19 protein-coding genes and 3 pseudogenes are annotated in these 21,345 nt (G+C 68.1%); 13 read left to right on the top strand and 9 right to left on the bottom strand.

The genetic code is table 11. The annotated features are described in order from the left end of the window. Window positions 1-74: 74 nt before the first annotated feature. The 5 genes and pseudogenes from ACW4TU_RS45670 to ACW4TU_RS45650 all read left to right on the top strand — a co-directional run. A complete protein-coding gene (locus ACW4TU_RS45670; RefSeq protein WP_457431008.1) occupies window positions 75-890 on the top strand; it encodes a 2-amino-3,7-dideoxy-D-threo-hept-6-ulosonate synthase in 816 nt (271 codons plus the stop codon). Then, window positions 887-1,990 (top strand): 3-dehydroquinate synthase II family protein, encoded by a 1,104-nt coding sequence (locus ACW4TU_RS45665; RefSeq protein WP_457431006.1) that lies wholly within the window; start codon window positions 887-889, stop codon window positions 1,988-1,990. The genes ACW4TU_RS45670 and ACW4TU_RS45665 overlap by 4 nt, the downstream gene beginning before the upstream one ends. A gap of 263 nt (window positions 1,991-2,253) precedes the next feature. After that, entirely contained in the window at window positions 2,254-2,700 is a 447-nt protein-coding gene (locus ACW4TU_RS45660) for a hypothetical protein (protein ID WP_457431004.1), read from the top strand. A 130-nt stretch (window positions 2,701-2,830) separates the two neighbouring features. Further along, window positions 2,831-4,108 (top strand): diaminobutyrate--2-oxoglutarate transaminase, encoded by a 1,278-nt coding sequence (gene ectB / locus ACW4TU_RS45655; RefSeq protein WP_457431002.1) that lies wholly within the window; start codon window positions 2,831-2,833, stop codon window positions 4,106-4,108. Between the two features lie 392 nt (window positions 4,109-4,500). After that, a pseudogene (locus ACW4TU_RS45650) lies at window positions 4,501-5,472 on the top strand (lipase/acyltransferase domain-containing protein); the annotation flags it as partial. 274 nt (window positions 5,473-5,746) lie between these two features. On the opposite strand, the gene ACW4TU_RS45645 reads toward ACW4TU_RS45650, so the two are convergent. From ACW4TU_RS45645 to ACW4TU_RS45630, 4 genes are all read right to left on the bottom strand, one after another. Further along, entirely contained in the window at window positions 5,747-6,148 is a 402-nt protein-coding gene (locus ACW4TU_RS45645; RefSeq protein ID WP_457431001.1) for a DUF6009 family protein, read from the bottom strand. Further along, complete coding sequence (locus ACW4TU_RS45640; RefSeq protein WP_457430999.1) at window positions 6,145-7,686, bottom strand: DNA primase family protein; 1,542 nt, start codon at window positions 7,684-7,686, stop codon at window positions 6,145-6,147. Before ACW4TU_RS45640 ends, ACW4TU_RS45645 begins: the two co-directional genes overlap by 4 nt. Next, on the bottom strand, window positions 7,683-8,789 hold the full coding sequence (locus ACW4TU_RS45635; RefSeq protein ID WP_457430998.1) for a bifunctional DNA primase/polymerase: 1,107 nt from the start codon (window positions 8,787-8,789) through the stop codon (window positions 7,683-7,685). The genes ACW4TU_RS45640 and ACW4TU_RS45635 overlap by 4 nt, the downstream gene beginning before the upstream one ends. A 969-nt stretch (window positions 8,790-9,758) precedes the next feature. Further along, window positions 9,759-10,427 carry a DUF4232 domain-containing protein gene (locus ACW4TU_RS45630; RefSeq protein WP_457430996.1) on the bottom strand — a complete coding sequence of 223 codons (669 nt, stop codon included), beginning with the start codon at window positions 10,425-10,427 and terminating at the stop codon, window positions 9,759-9,761. A gap of 330 nt (window positions 10,428-10,757) precedes the next feature. Here ACW4TU_RS45630 and ACW4TU_RS45625 point away from each other — a divergent pair, with 330 nt between their 5' ends. Continuing rightward, on the top strand, window positions 10,758-13,172 hold the full coding sequence (locus tag ACW4TU_RS45625) for a UvrD-helicase domain-containing protein (protein WP_457430995.1): 2,415 nt from the start codon (window positions 10,758-10,760) through the stop codon (window positions 13,170-13,172). 490 nt (window positions 13,173-13,662) lie between these two features. On the opposite strand, the gene ACW4TU_RS45620 is transcribed toward ACW4TU_RS45625, so the two are convergent. Both ACW4TU_RS45620 and ACW4TU_RS45615 read right to left on the bottom strand, forming a co-directional pair. Continuing rightward, on the bottom strand, window positions 13,663-13,821 hold the full coding sequence (locus ACW4TU_RS45620; RefSeq protein WP_457430993.1) for a hypothetical protein: 159 nt from the start codon (window positions 13,819-13,821) through the stop codon (window positions 13,663-13,665). Window positions 13,822-13,980: 159 nt separating this feature from the next. Continuing rightward, window positions 13,981-14,502, bottom strand: coding sequence for a hypothetical protein (locus tag ACW4TU_RS45615; protein WP_457430991.1), 522 nt, complete (start codon window positions 14,500-14,502; stop codon window positions 13,981-13,983). Between the two features lie 168 nt (window positions 14,503-14,670). Here ACW4TU_RS45615 and ACW4TU_RS45610 point away from each other — a divergent pair, with 168 nt between their 5' ends. From ACW4TU_RS45610 to ACW4TU_RS45595, 4 genes are all read left to right on the top strand, one after another. Then, window positions 14,671-14,904 carry a hypothetical protein gene (locus tag ACW4TU_RS45610; RefSeq protein WP_457430989.1) on the top strand — a complete coding sequence of 78 codons (234 nt, stop codon included), beginning with the start codon at window positions 14,671-14,673 and terminating at the stop codon, window positions 14,902-14,904. Window positions 14,905-15,000: 96 nt separating this feature from the next. Continuing rightward, window positions 15,001-15,459 (top strand): hypothetical protein, encoded by a 459-nt coding sequence (locus tag ACW4TU_RS45605; protein WP_457430987.1) that lies wholly within the window; start codon window positions 15,001-15,003, stop codon window positions 15,457-15,459. 156 nt (window positions 15,460-15,615) lie between these two features. Beyond that, entirely contained in the window at window positions 15,616-16,053 is a 438-nt protein-coding gene (locus tag ACW4TU_RS45600) for a hypothetical protein (protein ID WP_457430986.1), read from the top strand. Window positions 16,054-16,505: 452 nt separating this feature from the next. Then, complete coding sequence (locus ACW4TU_RS45595) at window positions 16,506-16,688, top strand: hypothetical protein (protein ID WP_457430985.1); 183 nt, start codon at window positions 16,506-16,508, stop codon at window positions 16,686-16,688. Window positions 16,689-17,006: 318 nt separating this feature from the next. On the opposite strand, the pseudogene ACW4TU_RS45590 reads toward ACW4TU_RS45595, so the two are convergent. Continuing rightward, window positions 17,007-17,953 (bottom strand): annotated as a pseudogene (locus ACW4TU_RS45590) (IS630 family transposase); the annotation flags it as partial. Between the two features lie 49 nt (window positions 17,954-18,002). Here ACW4TU_RS45590 and ACW4TU_RS45585 point away from each other — a divergent pair. Next, window positions 18,003-18,335 carry a transposase gene (locus tag ACW4TU_RS45585; RefSeq protein WP_457430983.1) on the top strand — a complete coding sequence of 111 codons (333 nt, stop codon included), beginning with the start codon at window positions 18,003-18,005 and terminating at the stop codon, window positions 18,333-18,335. Continuing rightward, window positions 18,323-19,243: an IS3 family transposase gene (locus ACW4TU_RS45580; RefSeq protein ID WP_457430981.1), complete on the top strand. Its 921-nt coding sequence runs from the start codon at window positions 18,323-18,325 to the stop codon at window positions 19,241-19,243. Before ACW4TU_RS45585 ends, ACW4TU_RS45580 begins: the two co-directional genes overlap by 13 nt. A 14-nt stretch (window positions 19,244-19,257) precedes the next feature. Here the strand turns inward: ACW4TU_RS45580 and ACW4TU_RS45575 are convergent. Beyond that, window positions 19,258-19,425: pseudogene (locus tag ACW4TU_RS45575) on the bottom strand (helix-turn-helix domain-containing protein); the annotation flags it as partial. A gap of 21 nt (window positions 19,426-19,446) precedes the next feature. Beyond that, complete coding sequence (locus ACW4TU_RS45570; protein WP_457430979.1) at window positions 19,447-20,586, bottom strand: hypothetical protein; 1,140 nt, start codon at window positions 20,584-20,586, stop codon at window positions 19,447-19,449. Between the two features lie 322 nt (window positions 20,587-20,908). Between ACW4TU_RS45570 and ACW4TU_RS45565 the strand changes: the two genes are divergently transcribed. After that, complete coding sequence (locus ACW4TU_RS45565) at window positions 20,909-21,226, top strand: hypothetical protein (RefSeq protein WP_457430978.1); 318 nt, start codon at window positions 20,909-20,911, stop codon at window positions 21,224-21,226. Window positions 21,227-21,345 lie beyond the last annotated feature (119 nt).

The following is a 21,345-nucleotide window of genomic DNA, read 5'->3' as shown; positions in this document are numbered from 1 at the left end:
GCTTTGCGAGGCTTCCGCCGACGCATCCCGAATAACCTCCGCCTCCGCTGAACCTCCGACCCGAAGGAGCAAGGATGGCGAACGCCACATTGACAGGAAAATCTTTACGTTTTGCCAGATTGTCCGGTTGCGGTGACGGGCGACTCGTGCTGGTGCCTTTGGACCACTCGCTATCGGACGGCCCCATTGCCGCAGCCGCCGGCTTTCGTCATCTGGTCCGCGACATCGTCGGCGGCGGAGCGGACGGCATCATCGTGCACAAGGGCAGGGCCAGATCGCTCGACCCCCAGTTGTTCGCCACCTGTTCGCTCATCATCCACCTCAGTGCCAGCACGGTGCACGGCCCGGACAACGACGCCAAGGTCCTGGTCGGGGGAGTGGAAGAAGCCCTGCGGCTGGGAGCAGATGGCGTCAGTGTCCATGTGAACATCGGATCCGACACCGAGTCGGTCCAGCTCGCAGACCTGGCCATGGTCGCCGCCGCCTGCGACCGGTGGGGCATGCCCCTGCTCGCCATGGTCTACCCGAGGGGCCCCAGGCTGACCGGTCCTGCGACCCCCGAGCAGGTGGCCCATGTGATCACCGTGGCGGCCGAGCTCGGCGCCGATCTGGTGAAGACGGTCTTCGCCCGGCCCGTGGACGGTATGGCCGACGCGGTCGCCGCTTCCCCCGTGCCGGTCCTCGTCGCCGGCGGTTCCGACAGCCGTGAGAGCCTTCCCGACTTCGCCCGTACGGCACTGGCCGCCGGTTGCCGGGGCGTCGCGATCGGTCGGCGGGTGTTCACCTCACCGTCTCCCGAACGGCTGGTCCGGGAGCTCGTGGACATCGTGCACGGCCCGAGCCTGACACCCGTTCCCCTCTCCTCCTCACTCATGGCAGGTGTGAAGTGAAGCTCAGCTGGATCGACATCCGCAACGTCGGCTCCGCCAAGGAGGCCATCGTCCAGGAAGCGATTCACGCCAGGGTGGACGGCATTGTCGCCGCCGACCCGGTGGACCTGGCCCCTCTTCCGCCGACGGTGAAGAAGATCCTTTTCCCCCAGGGGCAGCCACTGCCCGAAGACTTCGGCACCGCCGACGTGGTTGTGGTCGACCCGGCCAAGCACGGCGACCCAGCCGAACTGTCGGCCCGGTACCCGGACATCGAGTTCGGCCGGTTCGTGGAGATCGTGGACGCGACAACGCTGGAGGACGCCTGCCGGTCCGGCCGGACCGACCAGTGGAGCCTGCTGCTGTTCCGGGATCCCACGAAAATCCCCCTGGAGATCGTGATCGCCGCGGCCTCAGGGGCGAAAGGCAGCCTGATCACCGTCGCGCAGGACGTGGAGGAAGCGGAGATCATCTTCGGGGTCCTCGAACTCGGCTCCGACGGCGTGCTGTTGGCCCCGTCGCGTGTCGGTGAAACCACGGCGCTCAAACAGACCGCCGAAACGGGCATCCCCGATCTGACCCTCGTCGAACTGGAAGTCACGGCCACCGCCCACGTGGGCATGGGCGAGCGAGCCTGCGTGGACACCACCGCGTACTTCCGCAAGGACGAAGGAATCCTGGTCGGCTCGCACTCCAAGGGCATGATCCTCTGCGTCAGCGAGACACACCCGCTGCCGTACATGCCGACCCGCCCTTTCCGGGTCAACGCCGGGGCCATCCATTCGTACACTCTCGCAAGTGACCAACGCACCAGCTATCTCAGCGAGTTGAAGTCGGGCAGCAAGGTCACCGCGGTGGACATTCACGGCAGGACCCGACTGGTCACAGTAGGCCGGGTCAAGATCGAGTCCCGCCCCCTGCTGTCCGTCGACGCGGTCTCCTCCGACGGCCGCACGGTCAATCTGATCCTGCAGGACGACTGGCACGTCCGGGTCCTCGGCCCCGGCGGGACGGTCCTCAACAGCACCGAGCTCAAGCCCGGTGACAAGGTGCTCGGCTATCTGCCCGAGCAGGACCGGCACGTCGGCTACCCGATCGACGAGTTCTGCCTGGAGACGTGACGCGGTCCGCCGGGACCGGGAGCTGATCCCGGCCTCCGGCAGCGAGTTGTCCTGGCCGGAGGGCGCCGCCTTCCGGCCAGGACGGGCCGGACAAGCCGATCGGAGAGCCCAGGGTGTGCGCGAGCGGTCGCACCGCCCTCATCGCGGGCGCCGGACCCGCCAGGGCGTCCCGGTGACAAGACGGATATGGCCGGCCCGCTCCAGGAGACATCTGCCCACTGCGGAACAACGCCCGGCGGACCGAAGTCAGGAGAGAGCTGACCATGACCGACATAGGCATTTCACGCCGTCAAGCCCGCCCGACGCAGCAGAACCAGGAGTGGACCGCCCTGAACCGGCAGGGCCTCGCACTCCGATTCGTCCTGATCATCGGGGACTTGCGACTGGCCCAGGCCCTCCAGGTCGTGTGCGACCGGAACACCGTGACGGTGGTCTTCCCCGAGACCTCTGTCCGCGTCGACCTCTCCCGGCTGTCCCCTGGGGAGGGCGGCAGCGTCATCCTCAACTGCCGGGCGGCATACCGTTCCGGGACCAGGGGACCGTACGAGGCCCCACGCACCTGGCGGCGGATCCTCGTCGGCCGTCCGGGAGCACTGCACCAGAGGGAGGCTCTCCTGCGGGAGATCCTGGCCGCCAGGAGCCGGGCACCGGGCCGGACCGTCGTCCGCCCGAACCTGGCGTTGCTGCGCTATCTCGCGGCCGCGGTGTGAAGGACCGCGCTCGACCCGGTCCCAGGACCGCGGGCTGAAACGGCACGCCGGCCAGGCCCGGCCACCGCCCGGCCTGCCCACAGAAGCCCGTCGAGCCCGGCTCAACTCCTCTGCGCCCCAAGGATGTGCAATGGACCGTCATCACGGGATCGATCAGCCTGATCCGAACATCTTCGAGACCCTGGAGTCGGAGGTCCGCAGCTACTGCCGCGGCTGGCCGACCGTGTTCGACTCTGCCGGGGGCTCGTATCTGTATGACGAGCAAGGCGTCGCCTACCTCGACTTTTTCACCGGGGCTGGGGCACTCAACTACGGCCACAACAACCCCGCCCTGAAAGGCGCATTGCTCGACTACGTCCAGCGCGATGGCGTCATCCACTCCCTGGACATGTCCACCGTGGCCAAACGCGCTTTCCTGGAGACTTTCCAGGAGGTAATCCTGCGCCCCCGCGACCTCCCGTACAAGGTGATGTTCCCGGGCCCGACCGGTACCAACGCGGTCGAGGCGGCGCTCAAGCTGGCCCGCAAGGTCAAGGCCCGCGAGACCGTCGTGTCCTTCACCAACGCCTTCCACGGCATGACCCTCGGCTCGCTCGCGGTGACCGGCAACACCTTCAAACGGGCGGGCGCGGGTGTCCCGCTGGTGCACCACACTCCCATGCCCTACGACGGCTACCTCGACGGGATGCTCGCCTTCGGATGGTTCGAGAGACTCCTGGAGGACAAGGGCTCCGGCCTCGACCGGCCGGCGGCCGTGATCGTCGAGACCGTGCAGGGTGAAGGCGGTATCAACGTGGCCGGTGCCGAGTGGCTGCGCGAACTCGCCGAGTTGTGCCGGCGGCACGACATGCTCCTGATCGTGGACGACATCCAGATGGGCTGTGGCCGGACCGGCGCCTTCTTCTCCTTCGAGGAGGCGGGCATCGTCCCCGACATCGTCACCGTCTCGAAGTCCATCAGCGGCTACGGACTGCCCATGGCTCTGTGCCTGTTCAAACCCGAACTCGACATCTGGGAACCTGGCGAGCACAACGGCACGTTCCGTGGCAACAACGCTGCCTTCGTCACCGCCACCGCCGCACTCCACACCTACTGGATCGACGACCAGTTGGAGAAGCAGACCCTCCTGCGCGGCGAACGGGTCGAGCGGGCACTCGCCACGATCCGCGCCGAACGACCGGAGGAGATGAATGGGTACCGGGGCAGGGGCCTGGTGTGGGGTCTGGAGTTCCGGGATACGAGCCGGGCGGTGCGCGTAGCCCGACGAGCCTTCGAACTCGGCCTGCTGGTCGAGACCTCGGGCCCGGACAGCGAGGTCGTCAAGCTGCTGCCTCCGCTCACCGTCACTCTCGACGAGCTGGACGAGGGTCTGCGTGCCCTCGCCCAGGCGGTGCACGGGACGGCGTGAAGTACCACGCTCAGGGCGGCGAACCCGCCCTGAGCCGGCACCGGCGCGTCCTGACCGCCCGGGGGTCGGGCGGGCAGGACCGGCGTTCATCCCACCCCCGGCAGCCGCGACCGCGGTCAGGGCGAAGCCACGCGCCACCGTCCAGCACCCGAAGAACGTGCCGTGACGGCGCCCGGCTGCTTCGGGCCCGGCCACCAGCAGCCGCGCCGTGAAGGTGCCCGCGGCCGGGTTGAATTCGAGCTCCGCCTGACTGAAGCCGAGCTCGCGTGCGGTCAGCGGGTACCAGGCCTTGAACAGCGGGTCGGTGGCGGCGAGTTGTTCGGCGGCCAGGCGGGCGTCGAGAACACGCCGAGGCCCGCCCCGCCAGGGTCGACGCTCATCCAGGGCGGCACGTATTCGTCGCACACTCCATGGGCGGACTGGTCACGCAAGCAGCGCTCGACCCGCAGCACGACAGCGAATTGGCCGGCGACACCCGCGCCGTGATCACGCTGGGCACCCCCTTCCACGGCGCGGTGAAAGCCGCCGCCATCCTGAACACCGGGCGCGGAACACCCGTCCCACTCCCCCACAAACAGCTCAAAGAACTGTGCTCGACCATGCCCGGCCTGCACGACCTGCCGCCGCAATATGTATGCGTCCTCAACGACAACGACGCACGCCGCCTGACCTCCTCGGACGTGGAGCACCTCGACGGACACCGCGAACTCGCCCACCTCGCGGCCGACTTCGCCACCAAACGAGCCGCCATCGTGCTACCCGGCCACCGCGCGGTCGCAGGCACCGGCCAGACCACTGCGCAAAGCCTGACCCTGCACGACGGGATCCTGCAGACGCACTGTCACACCGTGCGCCGCAACAGCGACCACACCTTCATCCGGGACTCCGACAACAACCTGAAACTGTTCGACGTTCAAGGTGACGGCACAGTCCACAAAGAGTCCGCAGCCCTCGGGTCAGCTGTAAGGACCCTCCCGCTGCAGCACGGTGCCGTCGCCACGGACCGCTTCGCCCTGCGCGCCGTCCAAGAACTCCTACGCGACGACATCCACCTCGGCCCACCCATGGGTGGCCCCGGATGCGGTCTGGACATCCCAGACCTCGTCAGCCCCGGACAACCATGGGACCTCGTCGTCACCGGAGTCCATTCACCAGCAGGCATGACCTGCCACATCACGGCAGCAGACGGATCAACCGCAGCTACGCCTGTCATTCCCCGGCTGCGTCTGACCGGCCGCCACCTCACCGCCACCGCGACCCTGCCCGCTCCGGGCCTCTATCGGGTCACCGTGACAACGCGCGACCGGCGCCAAGTCTCCCAGCTGCTCCTGGCAGCAGACGTCGCCGAGATCGGCTCGTACTAAAACGGCTTTGCCGGTCGGCGGATACTTGCGGCCAGGGGCCAGGATTACCGCTTGTGACGCCTGCGACGACGGCTTGGTGAGGTGCCCCGACCGCGGGATCCACGTGGTGTGCGGCCTCCTCTGGTTGTCGCACTCGCGCTGAGCGCGTCAGCGTCCGTGAACCCCCTGTCATGGGGGCCCCGCTCCCCCGGCGCCGCAGCCGCCATCCCTCAGAGCTCCCAAGGCCCGTCGTTCAGCCGCCGTTCTGGAGGAGGTCGTTGAGGTGCGCGAGGGCTTACAGCGGGAGCGTTATCCCCAACTCCTGCATTGCCGTTGAGGGCGGGCCGCCTTCTGAGCGTTCGGTCTTGTAACCCTTGACGCGGGGTTCGAGGGTGCGGGGGTCGACGCCTTCGGCGGGGGCGCTCTTAGCGTAGAGGCCGGTGGGCTGGCTGTCGCGGTCGTGGGGCAAGAGCCAAAAGACACGGCGGCGGAAGGTGCCGGAGGCGCGGGAGGCTTTGGCGGTGGGCCCGAGGAGGGCGTAGCCGATCATGCGTCCGTCGCGGTGGTAGGCGGGCCGGCCTTTGCGGGTAGGCAGCCGGTCCAGGCTCTGGCGTACGTAGTCGAGGGTTGCGATGTCCTCCAGCCACACGATGTCGGCTTCGTGGCTGATCTCGTCCTCGGTGATCAGGGAGCTCATGTGTGGTCCCTCTCCTGGTCGGTGAGCAGTCCGATGCCGGGGTAGTGCTTGCGCTGGTTGGACAGGATCATTTCCTTCGGCGAGGCCAGCCCGACGAGTTCCCGGGTGCGGGCGGCGAACGCGCGCGAGGACATGGCTGGTGCCCCTTCAGTGTGGCACCAGGCCCGGTAGGCGGCGTAGAGGGTGGTCTGCTCGGCGCGCAGGTCGGTGCCGAGGGTGCAGCACTCTTCGTAGAAGCGGCCGGTGTGGTCCTCGGTCTCGGCGTAGGCGCTGGTGGCGATGCGGACGCGTTCGGGTCCAGTGAGGTCGCGGTCGCCGGCGAGGTAGCGGCGGGCGCCGTCGACGAGCCAGGCGAGGATGCCGGGGCCTTCCTCGGTGACGAGGAGGTCGGCCAGGTTGTCGATCTTGCGGTGGTCGGGGACGACGCGTTCGAAGGGGATCAGCCGCATGCGGCGCCAGAACGCGAAGCCGCCGGTGCCGACTTCGGGCCGGTGGTTGCCCAGCAGCCAGAGTTTGTGGGTGGGGTTGAAGCCGAAGAAGTCCTGGCGCATGCGGCGGGCCTTGATGCGGTCGCCGCCGGTGAGCAGTTTGACGCGGCCCTCGTCGAACTTGTCTCCTGGCTTGACCTCGGAGCAGACGATGACGCGCCGACCGTGGAGTTCGGCCAGGTCGGTGGGGTGGCCTTCGAAGGGGCGGGCCATCAGGAAGCCTGGCGGGGCCGCGTCCGCGTAGTCGCCCAAAAGTTTCATCAGGACGTCGAGGAGGACGGACTTGCCGTTCTTGCCGGAGCCGAACAGGAAGGGCAGGACCTGGCCGCCTACATCGCCGGTGACGGAGTAGCCGAGCAGAAGCTGCAGGTAGCCGATCATCTGCTGGTCTTCGAGGTCGGCTCCGAAGGTGTCGGTCAGGAAGCGTTCCCAGCGGGGGGTGGGCATGGGCTGGGGGCCGACGGTGGTGGAGCGGGAGTGGAAGTCCTTGTTCGGGTCCGGGGTCTTCACCAGGCCGGTGCGCAGGTCGACGATCCCGTCGGGGGTGCACAGCGCGTAGGGGTCGGCGTCCAGCAGGGCGGCGTTGAGAACCATCCCGGGAGCGGACTTGGCCTGCGTGAGCATGGCGTTCATGCCCGTGGTGGACAGTGCGCGGCGTCGGTGTGCGTGCAGCGACTGGGTGGTGAACAGGCCGCGCGGGTCGTGGCCTGCGATGGCTTCGGCGAGGTCGCCGGCCGCCCACAGGACCGTGTCGTCCTCGTCGATCTGCCAGCGGGTGGTGTCCCACCGGTACCAGCCCATCCCGGGGACGTGCCGGTAGTCGTTGGCGTACAGCTTCACGAACAGCTTGGCGTTACCGCGATCGGTCAGAGTGTCGGGCAACAAGCCTGCAGAGGTTGCTTCACCAGCCGCGGCGCGGGAGACGTCCGTCTGGGCGGGCAGTACAACGGTGACGGCCGGGGCGGGGTGGGCCTGCTGGCGGATTTGTGCGGCGACGGCTTCGGCGTCGAACTCGAAGAGGGCTGCTGTCTCGTGGTCGGGTGCGCTCATCGGGGGCCCCTTCGCAGGTGGAGGGGGTGTTGGCGGCCGGCGGTCATGCCGCTGCGGATGATCTGAGCAACGCGCCGCTCCTGGCCCGGGCGGGCGGCGGCCGCGGCTTCGGTGAGGGCGCGTTCGGCTTCTTCCTCGGTGAGCCGGCCGGCGGCGACGAGGCCTCCCAGGGTGTAGGCGGCGCGGTTGAGGGTGTCGGAGAACCCGGCGCCTTCAGCGACTTGGCCGCACTCCTCGACCGGGGCAAGGACGGAGGCGAGCATCCGCTCGGTGCGTTCGCGGCCTCCGCCTGCGGCCAGGATGGCCTGCTGCGCGCGGGGCGGGACCGACCGGGGGGCGGGAATGCTCCGTGCGGGCAGATGCCCGGTGCGTTCGAGTTCCTGGGCCAGCCAGGACGGCAGTGCGGCGGGTTCGCGGACGTCGTCGAGCGGGGTGTAGGTGCCGTCGCGGGTGGTGGTGCCCGGGGCGACGATGTAGCCGCCGTGGGCCCGGACATCAACCTGCCAGGCCAGGGCCGCGCCTTGGCTGGAGCCTGCGGAGCAGCGCCAGCGTCGGTTGTCCGCGGCCCGGTACCAGACGTGCAGACCCCCTGAGGGGGTGCGTACGCGCAGCGTGGCGTCATCCTCTGCGGGGCTGCGCTGGCCGCGGAGCGCGGCCAGGACGGCCAGCGTGTGGAATCCGTTGGCCAGGCCGGTGAGGTCGACGTGGTCGCCGATCGGGATGCCCGGCAGAACCCGGTCCCGGGACGGCGGCTGGGTAGGGTGAGCGTCGATGTCGATGACGACGAGGCTGGCCGGACCACAGGCGACACCCACACCGAACTCCGGGTGGTGGCCCCACCATTCGGCGATACGGCGCTGGTCGAGGGTGGCGGCGTGAAAGCCGTGGCACCAACGTCCTGCGGGGAGACACGGGCACCTGGCGGGCGCATGAGGTGTCGAGCGACATTCGGTGCAGTTTGCGGCTGGCGTCTTGCGACTGGCGGCGAGGGGGTGCACTGGCCAGCCGCGGCGCGCGCACCAGCTGGCGGTGGCCAGGGAGACAGCCGACTCGGGGGGAGTCTGCGGTGAGTCGCTGCCGGAAAAGCGCAGCTCAGCAGGCATAACCACCCCCTATCAGCGACCGAAGCGACTCAACGACGGACACAGCGTAGCGAATGTGGCCTGTGGGGGCGTGGAGCACATGCGAAAGAACCCGAATGGGATGTTGATGATGCGACCGGCACCGTCGCGCAGCGACTGACCAGACAAGGCAGCGACTGACAGTGGTTCGGTAGCTACCCAGCCCACTCTGAGAAAACCCCAGTTCAGAGGTCATGCGAAATCCAGAACAGCGACTGAAGCGACTGAAGCCTCCTATATATGACACACACGCACACACCCCAACGGCTTCATATACCCCGCCTTTGGGTCGCTTCGGTCGCTGTACACACTCCAACATGCCGTTGACCTGCACTAACGTACTCCAGCTACTCAGCGACCATTGGTCTGCTGAGTAGCTGCTCGTTCAGTCGCTGTGCTTCGTGGCCCGGGAGCGACGCAAGCGACTGAAGCGACTCTGCATTCGGCAACACCCTTCGGTATTGAGCTGTTGTGAGGGAACTCGAGCCGCTGGTCGCTTTGGTCGCTCCCGGGGCCGGCCCCGGGCTGTGCTGCCCTGTGTGAGTCTGACAACCAGATATGCCTGCTCGGTGCCGCCAGCGCTGTCAGTTCGTTCTGCTCGGCGCCGACAAAAACGTGTCCCGTAGGTCTGGCCAGCAGTACCCAGGCTAACGTCAGCTCGAGCAGGGCCGCGATGGATCCCGTCGAGAGGATCACGCTGGAACGAGAGTGACAGCGAACGGCAGGTTCAGGCAGCAACGCTCAGTTGTCTGGGCCCGCGGCTATCGGCGGCCATCTCGTTTGCGCTCGCTGCGGCGCAGTTCGCGACGTTGCTTTTCCTGGCAGTGTGGAGGTCAACAACCGCTGTGACCGGTGTAATCGCGCCGGTCACATGGGAAGGCGTCTGCTTCGCCGCCTCTTGGGGATCACGTGCTGAGCTAGACATGCGCGCGCTGGTGCTGCTGGAATCGGTCAAGAAGGCCTGACCGCCGATACGGCGGTGACGGTCACGGTGTCGTCGCACTCGGCGAACTGCCCGTCATTCAGGGCCACCTGGTGCGCCCCGGACCCCGGCAGCCGGACGACCATCGTGGGGTACACCACGGGCGCCGAACCGGACACGCAGTATCCGTCGGCCTCTCCCTGCACCTGCACGAACGTCAGCTTTACCCACGCCTTGCCGCCGGGGGCCACCTTCACCGGCGCCGCGGCTCCGGTCGGCTTGACAGTGAGCGGCACGTTCATCTCGGGAGAGCCGTTCCCGGCGCCGGCCACCGTGGGGTGCCCCTTGAGGACGCACGTCCGTCCGGACACGTTGGTGAACTCGACGACGGCCGCCCCGGTCCCCGTACCGGCCGGCCGCACGGCGGCCTGACGGGCGGTCGCCTTCAGACTGCCCGCCGAACAGGTCGGCGCCGAACCGCCCGGAGCGGGTGCGGACGACGGGGGCGCGGAGGACGCGGGCATGGAGACGGAGGGCGTCGAGGAGGAGGCCGCTGAGCTGACAGCCCCGGACGGCGTGACGCCGCCGCCTCCGGTGTCCGCACCGCCCCCACCGGGCTGACATCCCGCCACCGCCAGCGCCGCCGAGACCACGACGACCGCCACCGCCGAACCGCGCATTCCGTTCACGTAACGCATGCTGTCCCCCCGAGTCCCAGATGTCCGGAGCACGGCTCCTCGCCGCCCCCGTTCAACCAGACAGAACAGTGGAGCCAGCAGTTTTCCCTCACTCCGATCTGTGACCCACCAGTGACGAAATCCGGCCACAACCACCGTGGAAGGCGCTGGCAGACCGAACTTCTGACCCGCGGCCTTCAGGAGTGGCCGATCGGCCGTCTATTCGAAGATTCGTATGGGCGTATGGGATTGGGTGACAGGGTGTCAGTGGCCTCCGCCATGCTCGTCAGGCTCGGCCGAAACAGGGCCGGACTGAGGTGACCCGTGCTGCGGGTGGAAGGGACGTGTGGTGTGGCTTTGCGAGCGACGGCTGAGCAGGAAGCGGCCCGGGAGGTGTTTACCGCAGGCCAGGACTTGGCGTTGGTGGCCGGTGCCGGTACAGGGAAGACTTCGACGCTGGTGATGATGGGCTCGGCAGCACGCGGCCGGGGCCTGTACGTGGCCTTCAACAAGCCGATTGCCGACGAGGCTAAGGCTCGTTTCGGGGGAAATGTGGCGTGCCGTACGTCGCACTCATTGGCGCACCGGGCGGTGGGTCGCCAGTTCCAGGACCGGCTCGATGCCTCGCGCCACATGCCGTTGAAGCGTACGGCGCAGTTGCTGGGGTTGGATCGCGACCTGGCCGTGGGCAAGAGACGGCTGAGGGCGACGACGCAGGCGCGGCTCGTGATGGAGATGGTCCGCCGCTTCTGCTACAGCACGGACGAACAGGTGGCGGCCCGGCACCTGGGGCCGGTGAACGGGCTGGATGATCAGGGTGCGCAGTATCTGGCGCAAGTGCTCCTGAAGAGGGCGCAGTGGGCGTGGGAGGACATCTGCTCACCCGAAGGCAAGCTGCCGTTCCAGCACGACCACTACCTGAAAATGTGGGCGCTGACACGACCGAGACTGTCGGCCGACTTCGTGCTGCTGGACGAGGCGCAGGACACCAACCCGGTCTTGGAGGAAATTTTCCTGGCCCAGGACGCGCAACGGGTGTGCGTCGGGGACCCGGCGCAGCAGATTTATGAGTGGCGGCATGCCAAGGACATCATGAGCAGTTTTCCGGGACAGCAGCTTGAGTTGACGCAGTCGTTCAGGTTCGGGCCGGCGATTGCGCAGGTGGCGAATCGGTGGCTGCGGGCGGCGGCATCAACGATGCAGCTGACCGGGCACGCCGGTAGGGCTTCTGGTCTGGGGCGGGTGGAGGTCCCCGATGCGGTGTTGTGCCGGGGGAACGCCGACGCGCTCGCTGAAGTGCTGTGCTTCCTCGAGCAGGGCGTGCCTGTCGCGCTGGTCGGTGGCGGTCAACCGCTGCTGAAGATTGCTGAGGCTGCGATCGATCTGCAGGTGGGGCGGCGGACATCGCACCATGAACTGTTCCTGTTCTCCTCCTGGGGTGAGGTGCAGGAGTACGCCGAGCAGGACTCCGCTGCGGCGGAGTTGAAAGCGATCGTGGAACTGGTCGACGCCTACGGGCCGCAGCAGATCATCGCGGCGGTCAGAGGCATGGTCGACGAGGCCCAGGCGCGGGTAGTGGTGTCCACCGTCCACAAGGCCAAGGGCCGCGAATGGGGGCGGGTGCGGATCGGGGACGGTTTCACACCGCCAGCTGACGGGCCCGGGCCACGTGGGGTGCAGCCGGCGGAGGCGCGCTTGATCTACGTGGCGGTGACGCGGGCTCGCGAGGTACTGGACACGACGGGGATTCAGTGGGCCGAAGCCCAGATCCGGAATGTCTCACGCGCCTCGCTCACGAGTACGCCAGAGGGTGTGCCGCTGGCAGCGCTGCCGTTGACAGGGCAGCTTCAGTACCCGCGCTCACCAATGTCCGTGTTCCTGAACCGGCATCTGCCGCGTACGGAGCAGGTGGTCGGTTCGTACCTGCAGCAGTCTCGGGGATTTGCGCCCGCGGTGCAGCCGATGGACGAGCGGCGCCCCGACTACGCAGCTCTCGGGCACACCATCGACTACCGCCTCCGGCTCCGTCTGGGGCACGGCCCCGGAGCCGCGGTCACGACGGGCGTTCGGCTTCTCGGCAGCCGGATCCCGATCGAGGGGGCTCCTGCCCCTGAGGTGCGCAAGACCCTGCACACGGCTGGCACTCAGCTGCTTGCCCGTCTCCAGAATCACCTGGAGGGCGCGCCCCGACTGGATGAGGAGGAGCTGACCCGGCTGTGTCACCTGGCGGGGTTCTATGAGGCCGTCTACCGCAATGGCGTCTTCTCCCGGCGCCGGAACATGCTCGCCCTCGCCGACGCGCACACCACCTTGGCCCATCTGACCGCGGCGGTGCCGGCCTACGTGTTGGAGGACATCGCCGAGCAGATGGAGCTGGCCGAGCGGCCTTTCGCAGCGTTCACGCAGTTGCCGGACGGGCAGCGGGTGTGCGGACCGGTGTTCGCCGGCAGCGCTGACTTGGGCGGGGCTGATGCGGACTTCATCGTCGGTGGGCTGCTGATCGACTGCAAGGCAACCACGCGCCCCCACACGATCAACCGTTCTGCGGTACAGCAGCTCGCCGGATACCTGCTGCTCGACTACGACAACGCGTACGGCATCAACCAGGTGGGCCTCTACCTCTCCCGCCAGGGCGCCCTGATCACGTGGAACATCCCGGAGTTCCTCAACGCCCTGGGCGCTCGTGTTCCACTGCCCCAACTGCGCACACTGCTGCGAGAGCACCTTCGGCAGGCAAAGCGGTCGGCGTCGTCGGAGAAGGGCTGAGTTCTCAATCTTGCGGCGCCGCGCCCTCGGTGCGGCGCCGCTCTCGTGCGAGCCGAGTGATACATCGTTCCCCTCCAGTAGCCGCAGGAACGTGCTCCCGACCGTGCTGGCGGCCGCGGAACGACAGGGCGCTGGCGGGCGCGGACGGTCCGAGCGGTGAACAGCAGTTGCCCGTCGGGGCCGACCTGCCACTCGCGCAGAGCCTTGTGCTACGCGAGCCCATGCAAATACTGCGCAGCACTCGCGACATCGCTCTCCTGCCACCCGACGACCATCACCAGGACCACGCGCCGCACCACCGCGACGACGGCCACCATCCACCGGAACCCACCGATGACACCCCCTGCCCATCACCGGCGAGCATCACGACCAGGAGCAGCGGCACCCTGCCGCCGCAGGCCCTCGCCTCACACCCCACACCCTCACACCGCACCCCGGCCACCAGAGGAAACGGGCTGTGTGTCACACAGGAGCAGCCGGGAGCGGTGGCCTACAAGACAGTGTCGTGCAGGGCGCGGCGGTCACCGGACATCGCGTATCGGCGGGCGGCGAGTCCGTCCTCGAGGGCCGCGCCGGTCTGCGCGCACAGTGGCGCCAGGACGTCGGCCGCGTCGGTGTCAGAGAGGTAGGCCGGGGCGACTTCGAGCATCAGCTCGCCGATCGCGTGCGTGCTGGCGGCGAGGTCGTCGATGACGGCGCGCAGCGCGGCGAGCGCGGGATCCGTCGGCGGATCGCGGGCGGATCGGCGGGCGGCGGGGCGGTGCGGACGTCGCGGACGGCCTGGCGGACCACGGCGCGCACGGTCGGCTCATCGAGGACCTGGAGGCCGCTGTGGGCGAGCGTGGCGAGGCGTCGGGTGATCAAGCTCCGCGACGTCGTGGGTACGGCCGGAGACTGCGATCAGGGCGCGTTGGGACAGGCCGTAGTCGAGTGCGGCCGCGGCCGGGTCGGTGTCTCGCGTGCGAGACGTCTCGGTGCCGGTGGCGACGGCGCTGTGGATCGCGGCGAGGGAGCGGGCGATGTCGAGCAGCCGGTACGCCTGAGCGCGGCTGATGCCGAACTCCGCGTCGCAGTACGCCTCCCAGCTCGGGTGACCGAGGGGGAGCCACACCCGGGCGGTGTGCGCGTCGCGGACCCGGGCGGCGAGCACCGCCACGGAGCGCCGGACGTCGTCCATCGCCTCGAGCAGCCCCGCCGTCATCTCCCGGGCGCGGGCCGCGGTGAGCGGCGGCCGCGCCGGTTCGGCAACGTGCTCCTGGTCCTTGTTGTGCTCGCCCACGACTCCATCGTCCTCCGCGCCGACGGGCGAGACCAGGGCGTGCGGAAGCACGGGCGTGAGCTTCGCCTCACAACCTCACAATTCACCGCGTCTACCTGGGGAAACGCCCTGTGAACCTCATAGACCTCACAGCGTGACACCGTTCTCTCTGTCGGCTGCGCGGCGATGGTGACGCGTCGGCGCTAGTGACCTTCGGCTGTGCTGGCCGTTGATCAGATCATGAAGAAGCGAAGCATCCTCACCACTGCCGTTCTCGCTGTCGGCATGGCCATCCTCACCGCAGTACCCGCACACGCCGGAGTCGAGGACGGCACCCTCAACAACGCCCATATCCTCAGCGACATCGCGGCGCTGAACACAGCCATCAACAGCGACATGCAGAGCACCGAGAACAACAACGCCAACACCCGCGCCGATGGCAAGGGGAACAGCTCCTTCTCGCAGCACGAGTAGGCCTCGCTGGTTCACGGAGACACGTTGGTTCTGGACACGGAGCCGTCCGCGTGCCCGGCACACTCAGCCCGCCAGCGCGTGGATGAGGAGAAGGCGATGCCCAAGAAGACCGACACCGAGAACCCGTACGGCTACGACCCGGAGACGAACACGGTCCGGGTCGGCCAGCACGACCTGGCGCGGCTGCTGCTGATGTTCCGCACGCTGATGCGCGCGCAGGAGCCAGGCCGGTGGAGGCACATGGACGACTTCGACCTGTCCTTCGAGCGCCTGGCCGACGCTGTTGATGCCGCTGCCGAGGTCCGACAGGGCAAACGGTGGAGCGGTCCTGATCTGCGGATGCGCTGCACCACCACCGAAGCCGCCTACGTCTGGCCGAACGGTGCCCCCTACGACGGCGGGACGCCTGTGACGTGGAAGGTCCCGGGCTATGACTCCCATGCTGTGGCGGAGGGGTCCAGGCGCCGGACCAGGTCGCTGTGCGGCTTCAGCTGGGCGCAGGAAGAGGGCCGCGCCGTTGGACGGCCTGCCGGAGTGCCGCGAGTGCCTGCGTGAGGTCCAGCTCGGTGCCGAACGCCCCCGTGGCGCTTGGTGACTACTGCGCGCGGATACGCGGTGCCGCCCGTATGGCAACCGGTGGCCAGACCCTGGTGGGTGGTTTCGCGGCGAACGCCGCCGTGTCCTCGGAGCGTTGCCCTACCCTGCGGTGCCATGGACATCGAGCTGACGGACGATGAGCACCTGCGGGCACTGGCCGCGCTGGAGGCCGTCGTCGGAAACAACGACGATGCCCTGACGGTCCTGGCGGGCGGTGATGGCGAGCGGCCGTTGCCGGTGCTGCTGGCCGCCTACGGGCAGCACACCCTCCACCGCATCCTGATCGCCGGCTTCGGTATCGACGCCACCATGGATTACGACGAAACGGGCCGACTGGTCGGGGAGATCAACAGTGATCCGATGGCCCGCATCGTCTTCGTCCTGACCGACGCCCTGCACAATCAGGCCGCTCACGCCGGCGACGACCCCGCCACCGCGAAGCTGATCGCCCGATCCATCCTCCTGGCCATCCACGCGTTCACCGACGCCGACAACCAGGACGCCCTGACCCTGCTGCGCGCACTACGCAATGAGGTCCTCCGGGTCAACTGAGCGACACCGGTCAGGATTCAGCGGTAGTCGACGCGTCTCGGATGTCGGTGACGGTGCGTTCCCCAATGTGGGCTTTCGCTACCGGCGGGTGACTCCCAAGGGTGTTCGTGTGACTCCCAGGGGTGCCGGATTGGCTTTCCCGCCAGAAGTAGGGGCAGGATTCGCTGCGAAGCGTCCGTGGCGTCGACCAAGTGTCAGGCGTAACTGCCAGCGTAGTTCGGCCTCGTGGACCTTTTCGCAGGGAGTGGCGGCTTCAGCCAGCACGTCCTCTCCGCCGACCATCGTGGTCCCAGCACGCAAAAGGGGAGCCCCGAAGGCCGCACCCGAGCTTTGGACGGCGGAGGGTACGACCGAGGACTCCCCGGTGTCGCGTTGGGATCACATCCGCCCGAGAGAAATCACGAGAGATGAATCCTGCAGCTACATCGCGGAACAGTACCGCAGCCAGATCGGTGTCCCGTCTTGCCCAGGTCAGCCAGGTGACCCCTGCCATCGTCGCGCTCTTGGCGATGGTCGCCATCTGTTTGCTGGCCGCCAGCGGACACACGGCCCCCATCACGGCTGTGGCGTGGTTCGGCGCCACGGTCTTCGCGGGTGGAACGATCGTCAGCGTGACCGTCCACATCCGCCGCTGACCACGATGGTCGGGCGCGGATAGCACGTGCATCGGCCCGTCCCGGCAGTTCGTATGCCGGGGCGGGCCGATGTTCGTTCGAGGGTGGGTCAGCCGAGCCAGACGATGTCCACGATGTACAGGCGTCCGGACGCTACGCCGCGCCTACCTGGGCAAACGGGCTGTGAGGCTCACAACCTCCGCGTCGTCGGGGAGGTCCAGGCGCTCCTTGCGGGGGCGTGGGAGCAGTAGGGCCGGCCCGCCGGGCAGTAGGCCCTTGTTGCGCAGAGTCTGGGCGCGGCCGCGGCACCAGGTGGAGCAGAAATCCCGGGGCCGGCGGTTACTGACCTTTTCGGATTGGCTTCGGGTGGTCTGAAGCGAGGGTCAGTCCGGTTTCGGTGAGGCAGCCGTCGATGAGTTCGGGATGGCGCTGGATGTGGGCGAGTCCTCGGCGGAGGGTGCGGGTGAGGTGGTCGGGGTCGGTGAACGCGGTGTTGGCCATCGGCCCGCGCCGCAGCAGAGACCAGATGCCCTCCACAGAATTCAAGTCCGGGCTGTAGGAGGGTAGTTGGATGATGGTGAGCCATTCGTGGTCGGCCGCGTATTTCCTCATTCCGGCGGCACGATGGGTGTTCAAGTTGTCCCAGACGACAACGATCGGGGCGCCGAGTTGCAGGTGCGCGCGGACCAGGAGGTCTCGGTAGTCCTGCCATGCGAAACTCTTGCGTGCGCCTTTGAGTAGCAGGTGGAAGCGGGGCCGGTAGATCAGCCGGGACCTTTCCCCGGTCCGGTAGCAGCACATCGCGGCGATCGAGATCCGTCGCCGGGACCGTCCCCGCACTCTCACTACGGGAGTCTGCCCGCGTCGGCCCCACGTGCGGGCTCGTGGCGGCGTCATCGCGAACCCGGCCTCGTCCTCGAAGACGATCCAGGCATCGAGCGCCGCCGCGGTCCTTCCACCTGCGGCCACACGTCCTTCTTCCAGAGCTCGACCGCGTGTTCGTCGCGTTCCAGTGCGCGACGGGCGGGGCTCTGCCAGGACCAGCCGTGGCGGTGCAGGAGCCGCCACACTCCCGCGATCGAGCAACTGACCCTGAACTGGCGGCCGATCAGCGTTCTGACGCGTTCCAGGGTCCACCGCTGGTCTTCCCAGCCGTGCGCGGCCGGCCCTTTGGCCAGCTCCTTCTCCAGCAGGGCGAACCGTTCGTCCGACAGCTTCGGCAGTTTCGCGGGTCCCTTCGACTTCAGACCCTCCATGCCGCCCTCACGCCAGGCCCGGCGCCATTGAGGTTCCCCTCCTACTGTGGAGACCGTGACCGGAGGGATAGTTGGGGTCATGGCATCCAAGAAGCGCCTCTACGATGCGGAGTTCCGCGAGGGGGCGGTACGGATCGTGATGGAGACCGGGAAGTCGATCCCGGAGGTGGCCGCGGATCTGGGCATCCATTCCGGGACACTGCACAGCTGGGTGTCGCGGGCGAGGCGTAACGGGTCACCGTCGTCGGACCGGCGGGTGGCCGAGGCGTCGCCCGGTGGTCGGCTGCGGGAGAGTGAGCGCGCGGAGCTGGACCGGCTGCGGGCCGAGGCCAGGGAGAAGGACAAGCGCATCCGCGAGCTGGAGATGGAGCGTGATGTGTGCAAGCGATTCGTGGCCTTGTGGGTGAAGTAGCTGACGCGGACCCGGCCGTGGCGGTCGGGGTGATCAGCAACTGCAAGGCCGAGCAGAAGATTCCCTACCGCACCGCATGTCGGGCACTTGGGGTGTCGGAGTCGTGGTTCTACAAGTGGCGCGACCGCCCGCCCACGGCGCGGGAGATGCGCCGGCAGCGTCTGGCGGAGGAGATCGAGGAGATCTTCCGCGGCTCGGGCGGCACCTACGGCTCGCCTAAGGTGTTCATCGAGCTGATCCGCCGGGGCTGGCGGGTGTCGGTGAACACCGTCGCCAAGCTCATGGCCGAACTCGGCCTGGCCGGACGGAAGACCCGAAGGCGCCGGGGCCTGACCCGGCCCGGGAAGCGGGCGGCGGCCCCGGACTTCGTGCGCCGGGACTTCACTGCCGAGGAACCGGACCTTGTCTGGGCGGGCGACATGACCGAGATCGACACCGGCGAAGGCAAGCTCTACCTCGCCACCGTCATCGATCTGTTCTCCCGGCGGCTGCTCGGCTACGCGATGGGCGTCCGTCACGACGCCGAGCTGGTGGTGGCCTCACTCAACATGGCCGCGGCCACCCGGAGCGGCAACGTCCGCGGCGTGATCATGCACACGGACAGGGGCAGCGAGTACTGCTCGCGGCGCTTTCGCCGGGCCTGCCGGCGACTGGGCGTGACCCAGTCCATGGGCAGAGTCGGATCTTGTTTCGACAACGCCGTGAGCGAGGCGTTCAACAGTGTGCTCAAGGTCGAGTACGTCCACCGGCACACCTTCGCCACCCGCACCGAGGCCCGGATCAGGATCGCCACCTGGATCACCGACTTCTACAACACCAGGCGGCTACACAGCGTATGCGGGTTCAAGAGCCCGATCGACTACGAACGCGAGTACCGAGCCACCCTCGCCGAGGGACTGGCCGGATAGATCGTCTCCACACTGCGAGGGGATTGACACCATTGCTCCACCGAACGCTCGCTCACCCGAAGGTCCTTGGCGATGCCCGAAGTCCTGTCACCTCGTGCGAACCTCTGCCCGGCCTCCAGCCGGATCCCTTCACGCACGGCCCGGCGCTCAGCAGTCAGGCCCCCACCATCCGCGTACCGCATAACACCGGCATACCGCAGGGATCACCCAACGTCACCACCCGAAGGCAACCCGAAAAGGTCAGTAGTGCCGGGGCACGGTTGCGTGCACACCAGGCAGTGGCCAGGGGCGGCGACGGAGGCCAGGCGGCGCAGCAGCCGCCCGACTCGGTCTTCTTCCTCCTGCTCGTTCGGTTGAGCGTCTGCCGTGCAGCCTTCGAGCAGTTCGGTGAACGCGCCGCGGAAGGCGGTGAGGTTGCGGCGGCAGGCCCCGAGCAGTTCCAGGTATTCCTCCACCGGCCAGCTGGCGAGCGTGCCGGAGCGCGAGAGGTACAGGCCGACGGTGTCGATCCGGTACTGGTCGGCGGTGTCGAGCAGCAGGTAGCCGAGCAGCTGCCACGCTTCCGCCTGGCGGAGTGTGCGGGGGTGCCGGGTGCTCTTGAAGTCGAGCAGCAGTCCGTCGACGGCGAGGTCGGCGTCCGCGCTGATCCGGGCGTTGGGGAACGTCGGGCCGGGTGTGCAGTCCCTGGGCCGGCTGCGGGCACGCAGGGCGTTCAGGGGGCCGTCGGCGGCCTTGTAGAGCTGGGCGACGATGTCGGTCACCATGTCGCGGTGCGGGAGCTCCAGGAGCCGGTCCAAGGTGAAGGCGCCGGGGTCCTCCCGTGCGGTGATGGCCAGCGGGGTGTAGGTGAACCCGATCGGGCTGCGGTACTTGACCTGGTACCAGGAGGCGGCGATCAGCATCCGGGCCAGGTCCTCCTCTTCGTCGTGGGCCCGGTCCATGGGCAGCTCGCGGTTGTCGAGCTGCAGGGCAAGGACCGTTTCCTCGAGGCGCGCGGCGAGTTCCTCGCCCACTTCCCCCATCCGCTGGCGCGCGTCGGAGTCGTACGAGTCGTCCTCGTCATCGTCGTACGAGTCGACGGTGGCGCCGGCAAGCAGGATGCCGGCGCGCGCGACGGGGTCGACGGGCTCGGCAGTGGTGAACGCCAGGCGCAGCCTGTAGTCGATCGCCGTGCCGACGTTCCCGGCCTCGGTGCCGACGCCGGGGCCCGGCAGCAGGATCTGGTCGCTCTGGTCCCGGGCGCGGAAGCTTTTCCGCAACGGGTGGGCGCCGGCCGACAGTTCACGGTCCAGGAATCGGCGCAGCGGGGTGCGCCGACAGTGAATTCCGGAGGTCAGGCTCATGAGGTCCGCCTTGGGCAACGGGCGCCGCCAGGGCGCGATGGAGTTCTCACAAGTCGGACGCTAGGTATCGGCACTGACAACATGTCACCCGCAGGGAGTAGCCAGCGGTATCCGCAGCCCAGGGGTTCACCGGATCGTGTGATTCCGGACCCTTGGCTTTCGCCGGATACGGGCGTGGAAACGGGGGTGGATACGCGTGGTCACGCTGTATCTCACAACCTCATAGCCTCACAGTTCGACGCGTCTACCTGGGGAGATGGACTGTGAGCCTTACAGGTGACGAAGGACTGTGAAGTGGCGGAGCACCTCTACGATCCTCGCCATGAGCAGCGAGACGGTCACCGTCCAGGTGAACCCGGCAGAGTTCCCGGTGGACAGCTTCACCGACTCCGACATCGCCAGAATCGCGATGGTGAGCGCAGCCCAGCGGCGTGTGGAAGGCTACGAGGACTTCGCGCAGATGGTGGCTGAGGATCTGACGCAGGCCGGTGACTACGTGCGCAAAGCGATGTACCTGACGGACTCGGTGCAGTCCACGCTCGTGACAGCGGCGGTGATCACTGAGCGGGTCCGGGGGACCGGTTGGGACGTCATCGGGGAAGCAGTCCGCATGAGCGCGGCGGAGGCTGAGGAGAAGTGAGGCGGCAGCGAAGCACGGTGGCGCCGTGCCAGCCGAGCGGACGATATCTACCGGAAGAATCCCGGACGGCATGCCGCGTCGGTCGACCGGTACATCACCGCGGACAGGCCCTACCGGCA

The sequence above is a fragment of the Streptomyces kryoterrae genome (assembly GCF_054072135.1).
The sequence above is the reverse complement of the archived record's forward strand: the minus strand, read 5'-3'. Positions and strand labels throughout refer to the sequence as shown.